At 64.7% G+C, this 18140-nt stretch carries 16 protein-coding genes and 1 tRNA gene; 9 read left to right on the plus strand and 8 right to left on the minus strand.

Going from position 1 to position 18140, the window contains the following annotated elements:
- Nucleotides 1-9 precede the first annotated feature (9 nt).
- The 4 genes from NUW51_RS00800 to NUW51_RS00815 all read left to right on the plus strand — a co-directional run bounded on the left by NUW51_RS00800 (nt 10) and on the right by NUW51_RS00815 (nt 6821).
- Nucleotides 10-1470, plus strand: coding sequence for a TolC family outer membrane protein (locus NUW51_RS00800; protein ID WP_265561838.1), 1461 nt, complete (start codon nt 10-12; stop codon nt 1468-1470).
- Between the two features lie 18 nt (nt 1471-1488).
- Nucleotides 1489-1950, plus strand: a complete 462-nt coding sequence (locus NUW51_RS00805) for a DUF2497 domain-containing protein (RefSeq protein ID WP_265561840.1) — start codon at nt 1489-1491, stop codon at nt 1948-1950.
- Nucleotides 1951-2027: 77 nt separating this feature from the next.
- Nucleotides 2028-4076, plus strand: coding sequence for an alpha/beta hydrolase family protein (locus NUW51_RS00810; protein WP_265561842.1), 2049 nt, complete (start codon nt 2028-2030; stop codon nt 4074-4076).
- Nucleotides 4077-4148: 72 nt separating this feature from the next.
- Entirely contained in the window at nt 4149-6821 is a 2673-nt protein-coding gene (locus tag NUW51_RS00815; RefSeq protein WP_265561844.1) for a valine--tRNA ligase, read from the plus strand.
- Here NUW51_RS00815 and NUW51_RS00820 read toward each other — a convergent pair.
- Nucleotides 6818-7699, minus strand: coding sequence for a diacylglycerol/lipid kinase family protein (locus tag NUW51_RS00820; protein ID WP_265561845.1), 882 nt, complete (start codon nt 7697-7699; stop codon nt 6818-6820). The two genes, NUW51_RS00815 and NUW51_RS00820, sit on opposite strands and share 4 nt — an antisense overlap.
- A 72-nt stretch (nt 7700-7771) precedes the next feature.
- On the opposite strand from NUW51_RS00820, the gene hemB reads away from it, so the two are divergent.
- From hemB to NUW51_RS00835, 3 genes are read left to right on the plus strand one after another with little or no spacing between them, the layout of a single operon-like run.
- Nucleotides 7772-8755, plus strand: coding sequence for a porphobilinogen synthase (gene hemB, locus NUW51_RS00825; protein WP_265561847.1), 984 nt, complete (start codon nt 7772-7774; stop codon nt 8753-8755).
- A complete protein-coding gene (locus NUW51_RS00830; RefSeq protein ID WP_265561849.1) occupies nt 8752-10011 on the plus strand; it encodes an APC family permease in 1260 nt (419 codons plus the stop codon). The genes hemB and NUW51_RS00830 overlap by 4 nt, the downstream gene beginning before the upstream one ends.
- Nucleotides 10011-10580, plus strand: a complete 570-nt coding sequence (locus NUW51_RS00835) for a GNAT family N-acetyltransferase (RefSeq protein ID WP_265561851.1) — start codon at nt 10011-10013, stop codon at nt 10578-10580. Before NUW51_RS00830 ends, NUW51_RS00835 begins: the two co-directional genes overlap by 1 nt.
- Before the next feature lie 30 nt (nt 10581-10610).
- On the opposite strand, the gene NUW51_RS00840 is transcribed toward NUW51_RS00835, so the two are convergent.
- Nucleotides 10611-11108 carry a hypothetical protein gene (locus NUW51_RS00840; RefSeq protein ID WP_265561853.1) on the minus strand — a complete coding sequence of 166 codons (498 nt, stop codon included), beginning with the start codon at nt 11106-11108 and terminating at the stop codon, nt 10611-10613.
- A 108-nt stretch (nt 11109-11216) separates the two neighbouring features.
- Here NUW51_RS00840 and NUW51_RS00845 point away from each other — a divergent pair.
- A tRNA-Arg gene (locus NUW51_RS00845) sits at nt 11217-11293 on the plus strand.
- A 72-nt stretch (nt 11294-11365) separates the two neighbouring features.
- Here the strand turns inward: NUW51_RS00845 and NUW51_RS00850 are convergent.
- From NUW51_RS00850 to NUW51_RS00875, 6 genes are all read right to left on the minus strand, one after another.
- Nucleotides 11366-11506 (minus strand): hypothetical protein, encoded by a 141-nt coding sequence (locus tag NUW51_RS00850; RefSeq protein ID WP_265561854.1) that lies wholly within the window; start codon nt 11504-11506, stop codon nt 11366-11368.
- Nucleotides 11507-11727: 221 nt separating this feature from the next.
- Entirely contained in the window at nt 11728-12072 is a 345-nt protein-coding gene (locus NUW51_RS12835) for a hypothetical protein (protein WP_322597068.1), read from the minus strand.
- A gap of 77 nt (nt 12073-12149) precedes the next feature.
- Complete coding sequence (locus NUW51_RS00860) at nt 12150-13409, minus strand: N-succinylarginine dihydrolase (protein WP_265561855.1); 1260 nt, start codon at nt 13407-13409, stop codon at nt 12150-12152.
- Nucleotides 13406-14422: an arginine N-succinyltransferase gene (locus tag NUW51_RS00865; protein WP_265561858.1), complete on the minus strand. Its 1017-nt coding sequence runs from the start codon at nt 14420-14422 to the stop codon at nt 13406-13408. Before NUW51_RS00865 ends, NUW51_RS00860 begins: the two co-directional genes overlap by 4 nt.
- Nucleotides 14419-15630 (minus strand): hydrolase, encoded by a 1212-nt coding sequence (locus tag NUW51_RS00870; RefSeq protein ID WP_407696301.1) that lies wholly within the window; start codon nt 15628-15630, stop codon nt 14419-14421. Before NUW51_RS00870 ends, NUW51_RS00865 begins: the two co-directional genes overlap by 4 nt.
- An 11-nt stretch (nt 15631-15641) precedes the next feature.
- Nucleotides 15642-16124: an RNA pyrophosphohydrolase gene (locus tag NUW51_RS00875; protein WP_265561860.1), complete on the minus strand. Its 483-nt coding sequence runs from the start codon at nt 16122-16124 to the stop codon at nt 15642-15644.
- 82 nt (nt 16125-16206) lie between these two features.
- On the opposite strand from NUW51_RS00875, the gene NUW51_RS00880 reads away from it, so the two are divergent.
- Nucleotides 16207-18069, plus strand: a complete 1863-nt coding sequence (locus NUW51_RS00880) for a 2-oxoacid:acceptor oxidoreductase subunit alpha (protein WP_265561863.1) — start codon at nt 16207-16209, stop codon at nt 18067-18069.
- The last annotated feature ends 71 nt before the right edge of the window (nt 18070-18140 follow it).

The raw sequence follows: 18140 nt of genomic DNA on the forward strand, positions 1-18140 counted from the left end.
GAGGGCGTGATGCGTTTGGGCAAGTTTGCAACCGGGGTCGCGCTGGCGGTACTCGCGCTCCCCATGGTCGCCCAGGCGCAGGATCGCGAAACGCTGAGCGAAGCGCTGCGCGACACCTATCTTACCAATCCCACGCTGACGGCCCAGCGCGAGGCACTGCGGGCGACGGATGCCAATGTGGCGCTGGCCAAGGCGGGCGGCCGGCCGACGCTGAGCGCGATCGCCGGGCTGGACCGCGAGTTGTCGCGGCGCGGGGCACTGGGGTCGGAAGCACAGGATTTTAACGTCTCGGTCGGCGCGGACCTCAGCTATCCGCTCTTCCAGGGCGGGCGGGTCAAGAATGACATTCGCGCCGCCAAGGCGCGGGTCGATGCCGGTCGCGCGACCCTGCGCGCGGTCGAGGGCGATGTCTTCACGCAGGCGGTCGCGGCCTACATGGACGTGATCCGCGCCCGCGCCGTGGTGGAGCTGAGCGCCAATCAAGTGGACGTGCTCGATACCAATCTTCAGGCGAGCCAAGATCGTTTCGAGATCGGCGACCTGACACGCACCGATGTCGCGCAATCGGAAGCGCGGCTCCAGCTGGCGCAATCGCGGCTGGCGGGGGCGCAGGGTCAGCTTGCGGCTGCCGAGGAAACCTATCGGCAGGTGATCGGCGACGCGCCCGGCGTGCTGGCGCCGCCGCCGCCCTTGCCCCCGCTGCCCGATACGCCCGAGGAAGCGGTGCGGATCGCGCTGGTAGAGAATGCCGACTTTGAGGCGGCGCGCGAACTGGCGCAGGCTGCCGGCTATGATGTGCGCGTCGCGCGCGCCTCGCGTCTGCCGACGGTGTCGGCGGTTGGTTCGGGTACCTATGTGAACGCGCTAGGCAATTCGGGCGACGATGCGCTCGGCAATCCTTTCCCCAACGATGGGTCGGTGACGAGCGTCGGGCTATCCTCGCGCATTCCCATCTATCAGGGCGGTGCGCCCGCCGCGCGGGTGGCGCAGGCACAGGCATTCGAAGCGCAGCGGCTCGAGCTGCTGATTGCCGCCGAGCGCGGCGTGGTGGCGGAAACGCGCTCGGCCTTCGCAGCCTATAAAGCATCGCAGCGCGCCATTGCCGCCAACCAGGTGGCGGTCGAGGCGAACGAATTGGCGCTCGAAGGGGCGCGGCTGGAAAATTCGATCGGGACGCGCTCTGTGCTGTTCGTGCTCGATGCCGAACAGGAATTGCTCAACGCGCGCGTCGATCTCGTGACGGCCGAGCGCGATGCCTATGTCGCGGGCTTCCGGCTTTTGAATGCGATGGGCCAAGCCGAGGCGGAGGATCTCGAACTGGGCGGCGGGGCGCTCTACGATCCCGTCGGGGCCTATCGCGAGGTCGCCAATCGCTGGTCCGACTGGGGCGGGCGCAGGGTCGATGGGCCGACCGCGACCAGCACCGTGACCGACGAAGAGCGCCCGCAAGGCGTGACAGAGCGTCAATAATCGGTAAAGAGGGCGGTTATGGCAGGACCTAACGAGCCCTCGATGGAAGATATTCTCGCCTCGATCAAAAAAGTGATCGCGGAGGAAGACGCGCCGCGTGAACCGCAGGAGCGGGGCCCGCGCAAGGCCGCCGCGTCTATCGTAGCGATGCCCGACGAGGAGGAGGATGACGACGTCCTCGATCTCGGCGCCGCAGTAGAGGCCGCGCCCGCCGGGACCGGACACGATCCCGACAGCGCGCCTGCAGAGATCGCCAGCCTGATGGCCGAAGATGTGGCGGGCTCGACCCGCTCGCGGCTCGAGGAACTGGCCAATGTCGCGGCTAGCGCACCTGCCGGCAGCAACGTCAATCCGCTGGAAGAGGTGGTGCGCGACATGCTGCGCCCGCTGTTGAAGCAATGGCTCGACGAGCGCTTGCCGGGAATTGTCGATGAACATGTCCGCCGCGAGATCAGCAGGATCACCGGCCGCAAGCTTTAGCGCGGCGGCGCACAGGGACGCCTGCAAGCTCTGACGACCCCTCTTGCGATAATGTGGCGCCGCGCTAGCGTTGCGCCATGAAAACGACTCTCGCGCTCACTGCGCTCGCCACCGTCCTTGCCGCCCCCGCCATCGCGCAGGCGGAGCCCATGTCCGCGACCGATCTCGTCAAACTTGGCCGAATGGGCGCACCCTCGGTGTCGCCCGACGGCGATCACGCGCTCGTGTCTGTGAGTTTTGCCAATGACGACCTGAGCGGACGCCGCACCGTCTATTACAAGAAGTCGCTGCACGGCGAGGGTGCGATGGAATCGTGGGACGCGCTCAACGCGCTGTCGCCCTCGGGCGCGCGCTGGGGCGGCGACGGGGCGATCTGGTATGCCGCGCATGGCGAGGTGCATCGCTGGGTTGAGGGCGAGGAGCGCCAGCAGGTCAGCGATCTCGGCGGCAAGGATTTCGACGATTTCCTCGTGTCAAATGACGGCTCGACCGTGGTCCTGCTCGCGCATCGGGACAACGCCTGCGAGGATTTCCTGTGCGCGAATGTCGAGACCGAGGAGCAGGTCGGCAATGCGCTCGAATATGATGAATTGTTCGTGCGGCACTGGTCGACTTGGCTGACCGAAGGCGAGAAGGCGCAGCTGTTCGGCTTCGATGTCGTCGATGGAAAGATGGTCGGCAGCGGTGCTAAGATCGGCGGTGCGCTGACCGGCAACACGCCCTCCAAGCCGTTCGGCGGAAGCGAGGAAGTGACGCTGTCGGCGGACGGTTCGATGGTCTATTTCGCGCAGCGCGAAGGCGGGCCTGCCGAGCCGACCTCTACAAATCTGGACCTTTATGCCGCGCCGAGCGATGGCAGCGCCGCGCCGATCAACCTCACGCAAGCCAATGGCGCGCATGACAATCTGCCGACGCTGTCGCCCGATGGTCGGACGCTGGCCTATATCGCGATGGAGCGGGCCAATTACGAAAGCGATCGCTTTCATGTGCGGCTGCTGGATCTCGCGACGGGCACGAGCCGTGCCCTGACCGACGACTGGGACGCGAGCGTCGGGTCGATCGCCTGGACGCCCGATGGGCAGAGCCTCATCGTCGGGGTCGGCGAGGTGATGGAGCATCCGCTCTACAGGATCGATGTCGCGACGGGCGCGCGCCAACGGCTGACCCGCGAGGGCAATGCCGGCAATGCGGTGCCGCTCGATGACGGGCGCATCCTGTTCACGATGAACAATCTTGCCCGTCCGAGCGAATTGTTCGTCTATGCCCCCGAGGGTGGAACGGTGAGCCAAGTGTCCAATGTCAATGGCGCGGCGCTGGCGCAGTTCGACGCGGTCGAGTGGGAAAAGTTCAGCTTTGAGGGCGCCGATGGCGACACCGTTTGGGGTTTCAGCCTGAAGCCGAGCATGGCCGAGGGCGAGCTGCCGGTGGCATTCGTCGTTCATGGCGGACCGCAGGGCAGCTTCGGCAACAGCTGGTCGACGCGGTGGAACCCGAGGGCGATCTCGAACGGCAAATATGCCGTCGTCTCGATCGATTTCCACGGCTCGACGGGCTATGGGCAGGACTTCACCGACAGCATCAACAAGGATTGGGGCGGGAAGCCGCTCGAGGATTTGCAGAAAGGGCTCGCCTTCGCGCTCGAGCGCGACGAACAGCTGGCGGGCAACCGCATCTGTGCCCTGGGCGCCAGCTATGGCGGCTATATGATGAACTGGATCGAGGGCAATTGGAGCGACCGCTTCGACTGCCTGATCAATCACAACGGCCTGTTCGACATGCGCGGCTTCTATTATTCGACCGAGGAATTGTGGTTCCCGCGCTGGGACATGGGCGGCAGCTATGCTGAGGCGAGCGAGACCTACGAGCGGTGGAACCCTGTCAATTATGTCGATGAATGGCAAACGCCGATGATGGTCGTGCTGGGCCTGCAGGACTTCCGCGTTCCTTACGCGCAGGGGCTGGGCGCCTTTACGGCGCTACAAGAGCGCGGCGTGCCGTCCAAGCTGCTCGTCTTCCCCGAGGAAAACCACTGGGTCCTGAACGGCGAGAATTCGATCCGCTGGCATCAGGAAGTGCATGACTGGATGGACCGCTGGACCGCGCCGGGCGTGGGGCAGGCGCAGTAACCCTCGCTTTCTAGGACAATCCTAGCACTGGAAGCTTGATGGGGAGGGCGGCTGTCTTTAGTCGCTCTCCCTATGACCGAACTTGCCAAGACTTTCGAACCGGCCGCCATCGAGGCCAAATGGTACCAGCATTGGGAAGAGACGGGCGCGTTCCGCCCCGAGCGCCCAGATGCTGAAGCTTATACGATCGTCAACCCGCCGCCCAACGTGACGGGCGTGCTGCATATCGGCCATGCACTCGACAATACGTTGCAGGACATCATGATCCGCTACGAGCGGCTGCGCGGCAAGGATGCGCTGTGGGTCGTGGGCGTCGATCATGCCGGCATCGCCACGCAGATGGTCGTCGAACGCCAGCTCGAAGCGAACCAGGACAAGCGCACCAACTATTCGCGAGAGGACTTTGTCGCGAAGGTTTGGGAGTGGAAGGAAGAAAGCGGCGGGCAGATCACGCAGCAGCTCAGGCGCCTCGGTTGCTCGATGGACTGGAGCCGCGAGCAGTTCACGATGGATCCGCATTTTTCTGATGCGGTGCTCAAAACCTTCGTCGATCTTTACAACGACGGACTGATCTATCGCGACAAGCGACTGGTGAACTGGGACGTCAAACTGAAGACCGCCATCTCCGATCTCGAGGTCGAGACGGTCGAGACCAAGGGAGGTTTCTGGCATTTCCGCTATCCGCTCGCCGACGGCGTGACGACGGCCGACGGCAAGGACTATCTCGAGATCGCGACGACGCGGCCCGAGACGATGCTCGCGGACATGGCGCTGGCCGTGCATCCCGATGACGAACGTTATGCCTCGGTCGTCGGCAAGGAGATCGTCCAGCCGATCACCGGGCGGCGCTTCAAGGTCATCGCCGACGAGCATGCCGATCCCGAGCTTGGCTCGGGCGTGGTGAAGATCACCCCGGGTCATGACTTCAACGATTTCGAGGTGGGCAAGCGCGCGGGAATGAAGCCCGCCGAAATGCTCAACATGCTCGATGGCGATGGCAATGTCTGTCAGACCGCCGACGGGCTGGTTCCGGACGAGTTCATCGGGCTGCACCGTTTCAAGCGCGACGGTGTGGACGGCGCGCGCGAGCTGGTGGTCCAGCGAATGAAGGAGGAGGGTTTCCTCGTCCCCCATGTCGATAAGGAAGGCGTCGAGCATGACGCCGAGCCGCGCACGATCCAGACGCCGTTCGGCGATCGCGGCGGAGTGGTGATAGAACCCTGGCTCACCGACCAATGGTATGTGGATGCCGAGAAGCTGGCGCAAAAGCCGATCGAGGCGGTGCGTTCGGGCGCGGTCGAGATCGTGCCCGCGACGTGGGAGAAGACCTTCTTCAACTGGATGGAGAATATCCAGCCGTGGTGCGTCAGCCGCCAGCTGTGGTGGGGCCATCGGATTCCGGCATGGTATGATGGCGAGGGCAACCCCTATGTCGCGATGACCGAAGCCGAAGCGCAGGCCAAGGCGGGCGAGGGCGTTGCCCTGACGCGCGATGAGGACGTGCTCGACACCTGGTTCTCCTCAGCGCTGTGGCCGTTCGCGACGCTGGGTTGGCCCGACCAGACCGCGCTGCTCGACAAACATTATCCCAACGACCTGCTCGTCTCGGGCTTCGACATCCTGTTCTTCTGGGATGCGCGGATGATGATGATGGGGCGCCAGCTGACGGGTCAGAACCCGTGGCCCAAGCTCTATCTTCATGGCCTTGTGCGTGCAGCCGACGGGGCGAAGATGTCGAAGTCGAAGGGCAATGTCGTCGATCCGCTTGGGCTGGTCGACCAATATGGCGCCGATGCGCTGCGCTTCTTCATGGCGGCGATGGAAAGCCAGGGCCGCGATATCAAGATGGATGACAAGCGCGTCGAGGGCTATCGCAACTTTGGCACCAAGATCTGGAATGCGGCGCGCTTCCTGCAGGCCAATGGCATTGGCGCGTCCGATAGCGTGGTGGCGCCGACCGCGACCAAGCCCGTCAACAAGTGGATCATCGGCGGGGTCGTCGAAACGCTGGCGAAGCTGGAGAAGGCGTTCGACGAACTGCGCTTCGACGGCATGGCCGATGCCATCTATCACTTCGCCTGGGGGACCTTCTGCGACTGGTATCTCGAGCTCATCAAGGGCGAGATGGACGATGAAACGAAGGCAGTCGCGGGTTGGGCGTTCGACCAGATCCTCGTCATGCTGCACCCCTTCATGCCCTTCATCACCGAAGAGCTCTGGCACGCGATGGGGGGGCGTCCTTACGAGCTGATCCTCGCGAAGTGGTGCGCGCCCGAAGCGGCGGTGGATGCCGACGCCAAGGCGGCGGTCGACTGGACCGTGGCGCTCATCACCGAGGTGCGCGCACTGCGCGCCGAATTGAACATTCCGTGGAGTTCGCGGCTGACCCTGCACCCGCTCGATGGCGGCCGCACCGATGCGCCCGAGGCGCTCGACCGGATGGGCAAGGCCGATTGGGGCGAGGCGATGGACGCGGCGCCCGACGGCTCGGCGCAGATCGTGGTGGCGGGCAAGAGCTATGCGGTCCCGTTGGCCGATGCGATCGACCTTGATGCCGAGCGTGCGCGTCTTGCCAAGGCGGTCGAGGCGGCCGACAAGGAAGTGAAGAGCCTCGAAGGGCGCTTGAACAATCCGAATTTCGTCGAGCGGGCCAAGCCCGAAGCGGTCTCTAAGGCCCGCGAGGATCATGCTGCACGCTCGGACGAGGCGAGCCGCCTTCGCGCCGCGCTGGAGCGTCTCGGCTAGGCGGTCTCGCGTGGGAAGACGACGTTCACCGCATCGGGCACCAGCCTGATGTCGGCGGGCGTACGCGCCCTTATCTCGCCGTCGATGGAAATGTCGCGTGGCGGGTCGGTCTCGATCCGCAAATGTCGATCCTCGATCTCGACCATCGTGCGATGCTGTGCGCGCAGGTGGAGGAGGACGAGGAACCAGTTGAGCGCGAGTTTAAGCAGGCTGTCGCCCATGACGGCATCGACCGTAATGTCGCTGTCTTCAAGATCGGCACCCTGCACCAGTTCGACGCCCCCATGGTAGCGTCCGTTGGCGATCCTTACCTCGGTGGCGCGACCGGCGATGCTCTTCGCGCCGCTCTTGATCCGCAGTCGAAAGGCGGAAAAGGAAAAGCCGATGCGGATTGCCCAGAGGACATAGCCAAGCATACCGAAGCGGCGCTTGAGACTGTCGGGGATGGTGTCGGCGATGAGTGGCGAGAGGCCGATAGCAGCGACATTGGCGAAATATTCGCCGTTGAGGCAGCCGATGCCGATGCGGCGCACCTCGCCCGAGCCGATGGCGGCGGCGGCCTCGTCGAGGTCGAGCGGGAGCGCGAGGCCGCGCGCAAAACTGTTGGCGGTGCCCAAAGGAAGGACGGCGAGGATGGTATCCTTGTCGCGAAAGTGGCCGACGAAGCCGCTGATCGTGCCGTCGCCGCCGCCGACGATGACCATGGGCGCCTTGCCGATGGCATCCTCGATAATGGCGTCGAGGTCGCCTGGGTCCTCGACCTTGTAGCGTTCGGTGAGCTCGATGCCCGCGGCTTCGAGCGCCGCGCAGGCATCATCCCACGCTTCCTTGCCCCGGCGGCTGGCGGCATTGACGACGAGAATCGCGGAACGAGGCACTTCACTTCCCATCCGGCATCAACGACAGGCGAGCACTTTCTTTCCGGGGGCGTAACGCGCTAGGAGGCGCGAATGAGCAATTATCCCCATGTCCGCATGCGGCGGCGACGCCAGGCGCCTTGGATGCGCGAGATGCTGCGCGAACAGCGGCTGCACCCGAGCGACTTCATCTGGCCCTTGTTCATCTGCGAAGGGCAGGGGGAGGAGCAGGCGATCAACGCGTTGCGCGGGGTGTCGCGCTGGTCGATCGACTTGCTCGTTGAGCGGGCGAGAGAAGCAGCGGATGCGGGCATTCCCGCGATCGCGCTGTTTCCCAATACGGCGGGCAAGGACCGTAGCGAGACGGCGGACGAGGCGCTCAATCCCGATAATCTCATCTGCCGCGCGGTACGGGCGGTGAAGGAGGCGGGGGTGGAGATCGGCATCATGACCGACGTCGCGCTCGACCCTTATACCAGCCATGGCCATGACGGCTTGTTGACTGCCGATGGGCGCGTCGACAATGATGCGACGGTGGAAATCCTCGCCCGTCAGGCGCTCGTGCAGGCCGAGGCTGGGGCGGACATCGTCGCACCCTCGGACATGATGGATGGACGCATCGGTGCGATCCGCGACGCGCTCGAGGATGCCGGGCATCACGACACGGCGATCATGGCCTATGCCGCCAAATATGCGAGCGCGCTCTATGGGCCGTTCCGCGAGGCGGTGGGGTCGGGTGACCGACTGAAGGGCGACAAGCGCGGTTATCAGATGGATCCGGCCAACGGGCGCGAAGCCCTGGATGAGGTCGAACTCGACCTTGGCGAGGGCGCGGACTTCGTCATGGTGAAGCCGGGAATGCTCTATCTCGATGTCATCGCGCGGGTCGCGGACCAATATGACACGCCCCTGTTCGCCTATATGACGAGCGGCGAATATGCGATGATCGAGGAGGCCGCGGCAGCAGGGGCGGGGAACCGCGAGGCGATGCTGATGGAAGCGCTAACCGCGTTCAAGCGCGCCGGATGCACGGGGATCCTAAGCTATCACGCGCTCGAGGTGGCGCGGGGGCTGTGACCGACCATAACGGCAAATATCGGCGCGACATGGGGACCCTCGGCGTCCTTTTTATTGTCGTCAACGGGCTGATCGGCGCGGGCATTTTCGGACTGCCCGAGATGCTGCACGAGGCGGTGGGAGCTTTCGCGCCCTGGCTGTTGCTCATCGGAGGCGTGCTGGTGATGAGCATCGTCGCTTGCTTTGCCGAACTGGCGCGAACGACCGATCGCTCGGGCGGGCCGCAGCGTTATGTCAGCGACGCGTTCGGACGCTTTGCTGGCTTCGAGGTGGGTTGGACCTTCTATTCGGCGCGCATGCTCAGCCAAGCAGCGAATACGGCGGTGCTGATCGCTTATGCCGCCGCCATCTGGCCCGCGATTGGCGAGGGCGTAGCGCGCAGCGGCGCGATCATCGCTGTGCTGGCCGCGCTGACGATCGTCAATATCGTCGGCATCCGGCGCGTGGTGGCGGTGCTGGGGACGCTGACGCTCCTCAAGCTCGTGCCAATCATCATTCTTGCCGCCGTGGCGCTGGGCGCCAGCGCGTCACCGGGTGCAGTGACATTACCGCAATTCTCCGCGATCGAAGGTATCGCGCTGGCGACACTCTATGCCTTTGTCGGGTTCGAGAATGCGACCATTCCGGCCGGCGAAACCAAGGAGCCGCGGCGCGCGATGCCACGTGCGTTGCTGATCGGGCTGCCGGTCGTGACCTTGCTCTATTTCGCGCTGCAATGGGCCTATAGCGCGTCGGCCATCGCGGGCAGCGGTCCCGAGGCGCCGGTGGTCGAACTCGCACGACTGCATTGGGGCGATATCGGCGCGCTGCTGATTGCCGCGACCGTCGTGGTGAGCGTGCTCGCCAACATGATGGCGGGGCATACGTCGGCGAGCCGGATGACGCCCGCGTTGGCCGACGACGGGCTATTGCCCGCATGGTTTGGCAAGGTATCGCGCTGGGGGACGCTGGCCAATTCGATCGCCTTTTTCGGCGTCGGATCGGGCGCTTTCGCGCTGACCGGCACCTTTGCCGGACTGGCGGCGATTTCGACGCTGGCGCGGCTGCTTGCCTATATCGGCTCGATCCTCGCGCTGCCGAAGCTGCGGCGAGCAGCGGGCAAGACGGCGCTCAGTCCGCTGCTGATTCTGATGATGTCAGCGGCGCTGGCGCTCAGTCTTTGGGCGACGTTCCAGACCAACGCGGCGATGTGGCAGACGCTGGGCGGATTTGCGCTCGTCGGTGCGTTATTGTTCCTGATCGCACGGCGCCGCTGATGGCATTTCGGTTGGAAACCGAACGGCTTGTGATGCGCGATTGGCGGAGCGAAGATTGTCGCGACTTCTATGCCGTCATGAACACGCCCGCCGTGATGCGCTGGATCGGCGGACCGCAAGCCTATGAGGATTGGGAACAGGCGTTCGAGCGCTTGCAGGGCTATTCGCGCGATTTCGGGCACACCTTCTGGCTGCTCGAGCGCAAGGCGGACGGCAAACTGCTTGGCTTTTGCGGGTTGAAGCGGCTCAATTACGATGGGGCGCCCAATCTGGGCATGCCCGAAATCGGCTGGCGGCTGCGCGAAAGCGCTTGGGGGCAGGGATATGCCGGCGAAGCCGCGCGCGCTTCGCTCGATCTCGCGTTCGATCGCTTCGGTTATTCTGAGGTGACGGCGGTAACGGTTAGCGACAATGCGCCGAGCTGGCGACTAATGGAGCGGCTCGGCATGCGCGAGCGGCCAGAGTTGGCTTATCATGACGGAAAATACAGCGATCTTTACGGACCGGCACGACAATGGGTGATCGAGGTGAAGGCGTGGCGCACCGCAGGCGATACATCGCAGCGCTGAGAGGCTCGAGTGGACGGTGCTGCGGCTGGATCAGTCGGCTTGGGAGATGCGCGCTTCGAGGCCAGCGATGATCCTCGCCTGTTCGCCGTCAAGCGCACTGGCACGAGCGAGAAGGTCGTCGACGGCGGCACGATCGGCGGGGCTGGCCCAGCCAGTGCGGGCGAGCTGGCCGGTCGCGAGCTCTGTAGCCTCGCCGATGACCCGCGCTACGGGCTCGCGGGCACGCACGAGCAGCCCCATCTCCTCCTGCGCGCGAACCCAGCTTTCACTGCCTTCGGCGCCCGAGACGGCGACCGCGTTGCGGGTCGCTGGCAGCTGGTCGGCGAATAGCGCAGCACCGGCATCGAGCCTGGCGGCAAGATCGGCAAGCTGGTCGGCGACGGTCAGCGCGCCGGGGGCAGGATCGATGCTGCCTACGGGCAGCCGCGGGTCGATGCTTTCGGCGGGACGAGCGCCAAGGTCGGGGTGCATGCCGCTGCTGCTGCAGGCGCAAAGGGCGAGGCAGGCGAAAAGAATGGCAGCGCGCATGTCCACTCGGTTAGCCAGCCTGTCGCAGTGAGGCAATCTTTTCCCAGTTTCTTTCAAAAAAGGTGTTGAAAGGGTGGGCGAGCCTCTCTATTGCCCCCGTCAACCCAAGCGCCCGTAGCTCAGCTGGATAGAGTACCTGACTACGAATCAGGTGGTCGGAGGTTCGAATCCTTCCGGGCGCGCCACTTACAAAAGAAGGCCGCTGTCTCGCATGAGACGGCGGCCTTTTCTTTACCGACGATCCTGCCGATCGGCGGTCAGGCGAACTGCGACTGCATTTCCTGCGCGCGAAGATTGAAGCGGGCAGCAAGGGTTTCATGTCGCTCGCGGGCCGCGCTGGTCACGGCGCGGGCGGCGGCTAGCCGCTCCTGCGCTGCACGGCGCTGATAAAAGCGCATATCCGATTCGTACCGAAGCATATCGTCCCCCGCCATGTCCCGCTTACCTCCCGCGATGGTCATCCGCAGGTGATGGTGCGACAGAATGGTAAAGCAGGTGTGAATTGCAAGGGCGGGCCCGGCGCGGACTAACACAGTTTAGGAAAACAGGCGTTTCTTCCTGTTTTGTTCGCTAAGTCATTGAAATTATCACCCCCTGAGAGGGTTGTTTCGCGTGCGATTCAGTTGCGGTGAGCGCGAATCGGTTGCGCGACTCGGGCGCGGCGATCGGTTGCGCGGCGACGCTGGCGTCGACGCAGCGCCGGGCTGCGATAATGGCGCGCGGGGCCCTCCCAATTGCCAAGGAGGATCGCCGGGTCCGCAGGCCGGACCGCGTCGAACAATTTTGCCCCGGCAAGGAAAACCACGCCGAGACAGGCGAGGAAGAGGAAGGTCCCGAACAGGCCCGGGAATTGCTGGGCGAAGGTCTGGCCGCGCATCACCGCGCCGAGCGCGATGGCATAGGTCACCAGCGCCGCTTCGAAACGGGTCTTGATGGTGAACAGGCGGGCGATCTTCTTCAGCATGGGCATAGGTTAAGCAAACGCCATGCCAACCAAGCTGTTCCGCCAAAAAGTTCTTAAGGCGTATGCTTACCTGTCCATTAATCCGACAGGTCGAGCGCGCCAAGGTCGAGGGCGTCGAGCATGGCTTTGCGCGCCGCGACGACGGTGGAAAGGAACGTCTCACTTTGTAATTCGCGGCCGTCGACCGTCTCGGGCCAGTGGCGCTCGACGATCTTGGCCATGGCGTCGAGCTTGGCGTGATCGACGAGGAAGCGCGGGTCGACGGTTGCGGGATCGCAGGCGACGCGGAGGCGAAGGCAGGCAGGCCCGCCGCCATTGGCCATCGACTGGCGCACATCCACCACCTCGACACGGCGGATGGGACCGTTGGATTTGAGGTGGGCCTGCAGCCAAGCCCAGACGGTGGGCGTGTCACGGCACTCTGTGGGAACGACCAGCGTCTGTTCGCCGGAGGGGAGAGTGAGAAGCTGGGCGTTGAAAAGGTAGGAGCTGATGGCATCGGCGAGCGGCACGTCGGCGTCGGCGACCTCGACATATTCGAGGTTGGCGAAGCGTTCGGTGATGCGCGCTACGGTGTCGTCGCGGTCGGCGAAGGCTTTTTCGTGGGCGAACAGCGTGCGCTCGTTGGCAACGGCGACGACGTCATTGTGGAAGGCGCCGGCTGCGATCGCTTCTTCGGACTGCTGCACGAACAGGGTGCGGTCGGGATCGAGACGGTGGAGGCGGGCGATGGCCCGGCTCGCCTCGATATGCTGCCGCGCGGGGTAGGGGCCGCCCGACACGCCATAGACGAAGATCTCGACGCCCGCGTCGGCATGGCTGTCGGCAAGGCGCATGAAGTTGGCCGCGCCCTCGTCGCCGAAGGCAGGCGGCACCGGGCCATGGACGGCGAACGCGTCATGCGCGAAGGCGAGACGCAGCTGTGCCAGCGTGTCGGGCCACTCATGGCTGCGATGCGGCATGGTCTTCAGGTTGGCCACGGTGAGGTGGCAACGTCCGTCTGCCGTGTCGGGCGCGGGGCTGACCGTGGCGGCATTGGCGGCCCACATCGAGGATGCCGACATGGCATTGGCGGCCAGCGCGTGCGTCGTGGTCATATATTCGGCACCAAGGTCGGCGAGCCAGCCATGGTTGGGGCGCGGCAGGGGCATGAAGACGCCCTGGACGAGGCCGAGGTCGAGGTTGGTGCGCATCTTGCCGATGCCTTGGAGCGCGGCTTCGCGCGGACGCGAAATGTGGCCGGCGTTCTTCGTCGAGGCGATGTTGCCGAGACTGAGGCCGGCATAATTGTGGCTCGGGCCGATGAGGCCGTCGAAATTGATCTCGCGGATGGTCATCGGCGGCTCACCGCGAGGACGCGGTCTCCCGGTTCGACATCGAGCGCGGCCATGGCGGCCGCATCGATCCGCAGTTCATCGCCTTCGAAGGCGCCGCGCGCGTGGCAGGCCCGGAAGCCCTTGAGACGGCCGGATGCTGCGAGCATCTGTTCGCCGCCTTCCGCGAGCGGGTTGCCGAGGACATGCCAGTCGCTGTTGCGGATGGAGGTCACATTGTCGGTCTGGCCGACCATTGTCGGGCCCCCGTCGAAAATGTCGACATAATGTTCGAAGGTGAGGCCCTCTTTCTCGAGCATGCGCATGGCGGCGCGGCCCGAAGGGTGCGGCTGGCCGATGACCGAGCGGGCGGCTTCGGGCAGCATGTTCACGTAGATGGGCGTCTTGGGGAAGAGGTCGGCGATGAACTGCGTCCCGTGGATGGCGTTGAAGCCATCGGCTTCGGGAAAGGTCATGCCGAAGAAGCGCCCGCCGATGGCGTCCCAGAAATGCGAATGCCCGCCTTCGTCGATGACGCCGCGAAGTTCGGCGAGGATCTTGTCACCAAAGCGCGGGCGGTGCTGCTTGATGAAGAGGTAGCGCGAGCGCGCGAGCAGTAGACCAAGGCCGCCGGCGCGGGCGGCGGGATGGAGGAACAGGCCACCGACCTCGCTGGCGCCTTCGAGATCGGTGCACAGCGAGAGCAGGCGATTGCGAAAGATGCGGTCGAGTTCGGCCGATTTCTGCGTCAGTGTCGACAGGCGATAGCTGTAGAAGGGCTGTTCGGTGCCGACCTTGCCGAAGACCTGGCAGGTGCCGCGGATGGCGCCCGTGTCGGTGTCCTCGAGCATGAAGATATAATGTTCGCCCTTGGGCGTCTCGCCGTCGCGCTCGAAGGCTTCATCTGACAGAAGCAGGCGACGTTCGAGTGTGTCGCGGTCGGCGGGCAGGTTGGTGAAGCCGCCGCCGGTCAGTTTCGACAGGTCGTAGAGGGCATCGAGATCCTCGACGCCGGCGGCACGCAGGACATAGGTCATGGGGTGATCAGTCTCGCAATCGATAGGGCCGAGAGCGCGGCGCGTTCGCCGATGCTTTCGACAATGAGAAATTCATCGGGGCTGTGGATGGCGCCGCCGCGCACGCCCATCGTGTCGACGACAGGCACGCCGGTGGCGGCGATATTGTTACCATCGCAGACGCCGCCCGTCGCCTTCCAGCCGATGTCGAGGTCGAGGTCGGCGCCCGCCTGTTTGACGAGGCCGAAGAGCTTTTCCATCGGCGGGGTCATCGGCTTGGGCGGGCGACCGAAACCGCCATGGACGTGGAAGGTGACGTCATGTTCGCGCGCGATGGCCTCGACGTGGCGGGCGACGAGCGTTTCGGCGCGGGCCTGGTCTTCGAGCGTGGTGCAGCGGAAGTTGACGCGCAGGATGGCGAGGTCGGGGACGACGTTGTTGGGCCCGCCACCGTCGATCTTGGCGGGATTGACGGTGAGCGCTTCGTCCATCTCCGCCTTCAGCCGCAACGCGAGGTCGGCAGCGGCGACCAAGGCGTTGCGCCCGTCGCGTGGGTTGCGCCCGGCGTGTGCGGACTTGCCGTGGAAGGTGATCGAATAGTTGCCCGAGCCCGCGCGCGCGCCGGCGAGGGTGCCGTCGGGGAGCGCGGAAGGTTCGTAGGTGAAGGCGGCGCGCTTGCCCGCGGCGGCCTGGCGGAGGAGCGGCTGCGAGGAGGCCGAACCGATTTCCTCGTCGCTATTGATCACGACCTCATAGCCGAAGCGGGGCGCGAGCGGGCTGGCTTCAAGCGCCTTCAGCGCAGCGAGCATGACGGCGATGCCGCCCTTCATGTCGGTGATCCCAGGGCCATTGAGGATCTTGCCGTCCTCGAGCCATTTGAGGTCCTGAAAGGGGTGATCGACCGGGAAGACGGTGTCCATATGGCCGGTGAACAGCAGCTGCACTGGAGCGTCGGGGCGGACGGTAAGGTGGAGATGCTTGCCATGGTCTAGCGCGACTTCATGGCCGGCACTGTCGACGGCAGTGACGGGAGCGGGGTCGACCATGTCGATATCGCCGGGAAGGGCAGCGAAGGCGCTGGCGAGTTCGTCGGCGACCTGTGCGAGCCCTTCGAGGTTGCGGCTGCCCGAGTTGATCTCGGCCCAGGCCTTGGTCTGCGCAAACGCCTCGTCATGGCCCGCACGGGCGGCCTCGACGATGGCCAGTTCCTGTTTCGACATGCTCCCCATGGCGGTGCCTCCTAGCGCGGTCCGATCCAGTCGGCAAACCCGGCGAGGATGTCGCGGTACATGTCGCGCTTGAAAGGCACGATGAGGTCGGGAAGCAAATGAGGTTCGGCCCACTGCCAATGCGAGAATTCGGGATGGTCGGTCTCGATGTCGATGTGATGGTCCTCGCCGGTAAAACGGAGGAGATACCAATGCTGCCGTTGGCCGATCCATTTGCCACCCCACAATTGGCCGCGGAGTGCCTTGGGCAGGTCGTAGCGCAGTTCGAGGCGCGGACTTCCCGAGATGCGATGGACGAGATCGGGGACGACGCCGGTTTCCTCCTCGAGTTCGCGCAGCGCACCGGTCCAGCTGTCCTCGCCGTCATCGACCCCGCCCTGCGGCATCTGCCAAGCCTCGTCGACATTATCGAGACGGCGCCCGAGCCAGACATGGCCATGGGCATTCAACAGCATGATGCCCGCGCCGAAGCGGTACTTGTCGTCGTCGGTCATGCTATTCTCCCGTCAAAACACTGGATATGGTGGCGCAGCATCCTTAAGGGCTGCGCATAGGCTTAAAGACGGACTGGAAACAATGGTATCTGCGACCCATCAGCTGACCCCCGAAGAGGCCCGCGAGGCCGAGCGCGCCGAAGCGGTGGTGGTCCGATTTGCCGGCGACAGCGGCGACGGGATGCAGTTGACCGGGGGGCAGTTCACGCTGTCGACCGCGCTGGCGGGCAACGACCTCGCAACCTTCCCCGATTTCCCCGCCGAGATTCGCGCCCCGCAGGGGACGACCTTCGGGGTGTCGGCCTTCCAGATCAATTTTGGCTCGGCGGCGATCGAGACGGCGGGCGATGCGCCCGACGTGCTGGTGGCGATGAACCCGGCGGCGTTGAAGGTGAATGTCGCGGCCTTGAAGGAGGGCGGGCTGATCATTGCCGATACGGGCGAATTCACGGCGCGCAACTTGGCGAAAGCCGGTTACGAGCAGAACCCGCTCGAGGATGACAGCCTCGCGAAATACAAGCTGCTGGCCTTCGACATTTCGGAGCGCACGCTGCAGTCGGTGGCCGAATTCGGCCTCTCGAAGAAGGAAGCGCTGCGGTCCAAGAATATGTGGACGCTTGGGCTCGCGCTGTGGATGTTCGATCGTGATCGCCAGCCGGTGGTCGATTGGCTCAAGTCCAAATTCGCCAAGAAGCCCGAGATCGCGGAGGCCAATATCGCGGCCTTGAATGCGGGTCACGTCTATGGCGAGACCGCCGAGATCGGCGGGCAGGTGCGCCAGCATCATATCGATCCAGCGCCTGCGGAGCCCGGCCTCTATCGTACGGTAACTGGAGCCGAGAGCCTGTCGGTCGGCCTCGTAGCGGGCGCGCAACTCGCCGGTCTGCCGATGTTCTTCGGCTCCTATCCGATCACGCCGGCCTCGCCGCTGCTCCATCATCTGTCGCGGCTGAAGCAGTTCGGAATCACGACATTCCAGGCGGAAGACGAGATCGCCGCCATCTGTTCGGCCATCGGCGCGAGCTATGCAGGCAGCCTCGGGGTGACGTCGTCGTCGGGACCGGGGATTGCGCTGAAGGGCGAGGCGATCGGGCTGGCGGTGATGACCGAATTGCCGCTGGTCATCGTCAATTCGCAGCGTGGGGGCCCTTCGACGGGCCTGCCGACCAAGACCGAGCAGTCCGATCTCTATCAGGCGGTCTATGGCCGCAATGGCGATGCGCCTATCCCGGTAATCGCGGCGCGTTCGCCCGCCGATGCCTATGAATGCGCGATCGAGGCGGTGCGGATCGCGGTGCAATATATGACTCCAGTCATGCTGCTCACCGATGGCTATATCGCCAATGCGGCCGAGCCGTGGAAGGTGCCCGATGCGAGCGAGCACGAGCCGTTCGCGGTCAGTTTCGCGAAGGAAGGCGCGCAACCTTATGAGCGCGACGAGCATGGGGCGCGGCCTTGGATCAAGCCGGGGACGCCGGGGCTCGAGCATCGTATCGGCGGGATCGAAAAGGCGCCGGTGACGGGGCACATCTCTTACGCGCCCGAACATCACGCGCAGATGACCGAAGAGCGTTTCGCCAAGGTGCGCAACGTGGCCGACACGATTCCCGAGCAGGACGTTTGCCTCGGCGAGACATCGGGCAAGCTGGTCATCGTCGGCTGGGGCTCGACCTTCGGGCCGATCCACCAGGCGGTGCGTCGAGCGCGCAAGACGGGAGCTGACGTCAGCCACATCCACATCCGCCACATCGCACCCTTCCCGAAAAACCTTGGCGAGTTGCTCAGGGGCTTTGACCAAATCATCGTACCCGAGATGAATGCGGGGCAATTGAAGACGATGTTGCGCGACCAGTTCCTCGTCGACGCGCGACCGATGAACAAGATCGCGGGCCAGCCCTTCATGATCGCCGAGATCGAGGCGGCGATTGCCGAGGCGCTGGCATGACGCAGCCTGAGGACATGAAGCCGATGAACGCGTGGCCGCTCATCGTGATGCTGCTGGTGGTCGGCGCAATC

Origin of the sequence: Sphingomicrobium arenosum (assembly GCF_026157085.1) — a bacterium.
In the GTDB taxonomy this organism is placed as follows: Bacteria; Pseudomonadota; Alphaproteobacteria; order Sphingomonadales; family Sphingomonadaceae; genus Sphingomicrobium; species Sphingomicrobium arenosum.

Bases quoted from the DNA above. Each gene is read 5' to 3' on its own strand.
- NUW51_RS00800 (WP_265561838.1), top strand. From the start codon at position 10: ATGCGTTTGGGCAAGTTTGCAACCGGGGTCGCGCTGGCGGTACTCGCG.
- NUW51_RS00805 (WP_265561840.1), top strand. From the start codon at position 1,489: ATGGCAGGACCTAACGAGCCCTCGATGGAAGATATTCTCGCCTCGATC.
- NUW51_RS00810 (WP_265561842.1), top strand. From the start codon at position 2,028: ATGAAAACGACTCTCGCGCTCACTGCGCTCGCCACCGTCCTTGCCGCC.
- NUW51_RS00815 (WP_265561844.1), top strand. From the start codon at position 4,149: ATGACCGAACTTGCCAAGACTTTCGAACCGGCCGCCATCGAGGCCAAA.
- hemB (WP_265561847.1), top strand. From the start codon at position 7,772: ATGAGCAATTATCCCCATGTCCGCATGCGGCGGCGACGCCAGGCGCCT.
- NUW51_RS00835 (WP_265561851.1), top strand. From the start codon at position 10,011: ATGGCATTTCGGTTGGAAACCGAACGGCTTGTGATGCGCGATTGGCGG.
- NUW51_RS00840 (WP_265561853.1), bottom strand. From the start codon at position 11,108: ATGCGCGCTGCCATTCTTTTCGCCTGCCTCGCCCTTTGCGCCTGCAGC.
- NUW51_RS00850 (WP_265561854.1), bottom strand. From the start codon at position 11,506: ATGCGCTTTTATCAGCGCCGTGCAGCGCAGGAGCGGCTAGCCGCCGCC.
- NUW51_RS12835 (WP_322597068.1), bottom strand. From the start codon at position 12,072: ATGCTGAAGAAGATCGCCCGCCTGTTCACCATCAAGACCCGTTTCGAA.
- NUW51_RS00860 (WP_265561855.1), bottom strand. From the start codon at position 13,409: ATGACCATCCGCGAGATCAATTTCGACGGCCTCATCGGCCCGAGCCAC.
- NUW51_RS00865 (WP_265561858.1), bottom strand. From the start codon at position 14,422: ATGACCTATGTCCTGCGTGCCGCCGGCGTCGAGGATCTCGATGCCCTC.
- NUW51_RS00870 (WP_407696301.1), bottom strand. From the start codon at position 15,630: ATGGGGAGCATGTCGAAACAGGAACTGGCCATCGTCGAGGCCGCCCGT.
- NUW51_RS00875 (WP_265561860.1), bottom strand. From the start codon at position 16,124: ATGACCGACGACGACAAGTACCGCTTCGGCGCGGGCATCATGCTGTTG.
- NUW51_RS00880 (WP_265561863.1), top strand. From the start codon at position 16,207: ATGGTATCTGCGACCCATCAGCTGACCCCCGAAGAGGCCCGCGAGGCC.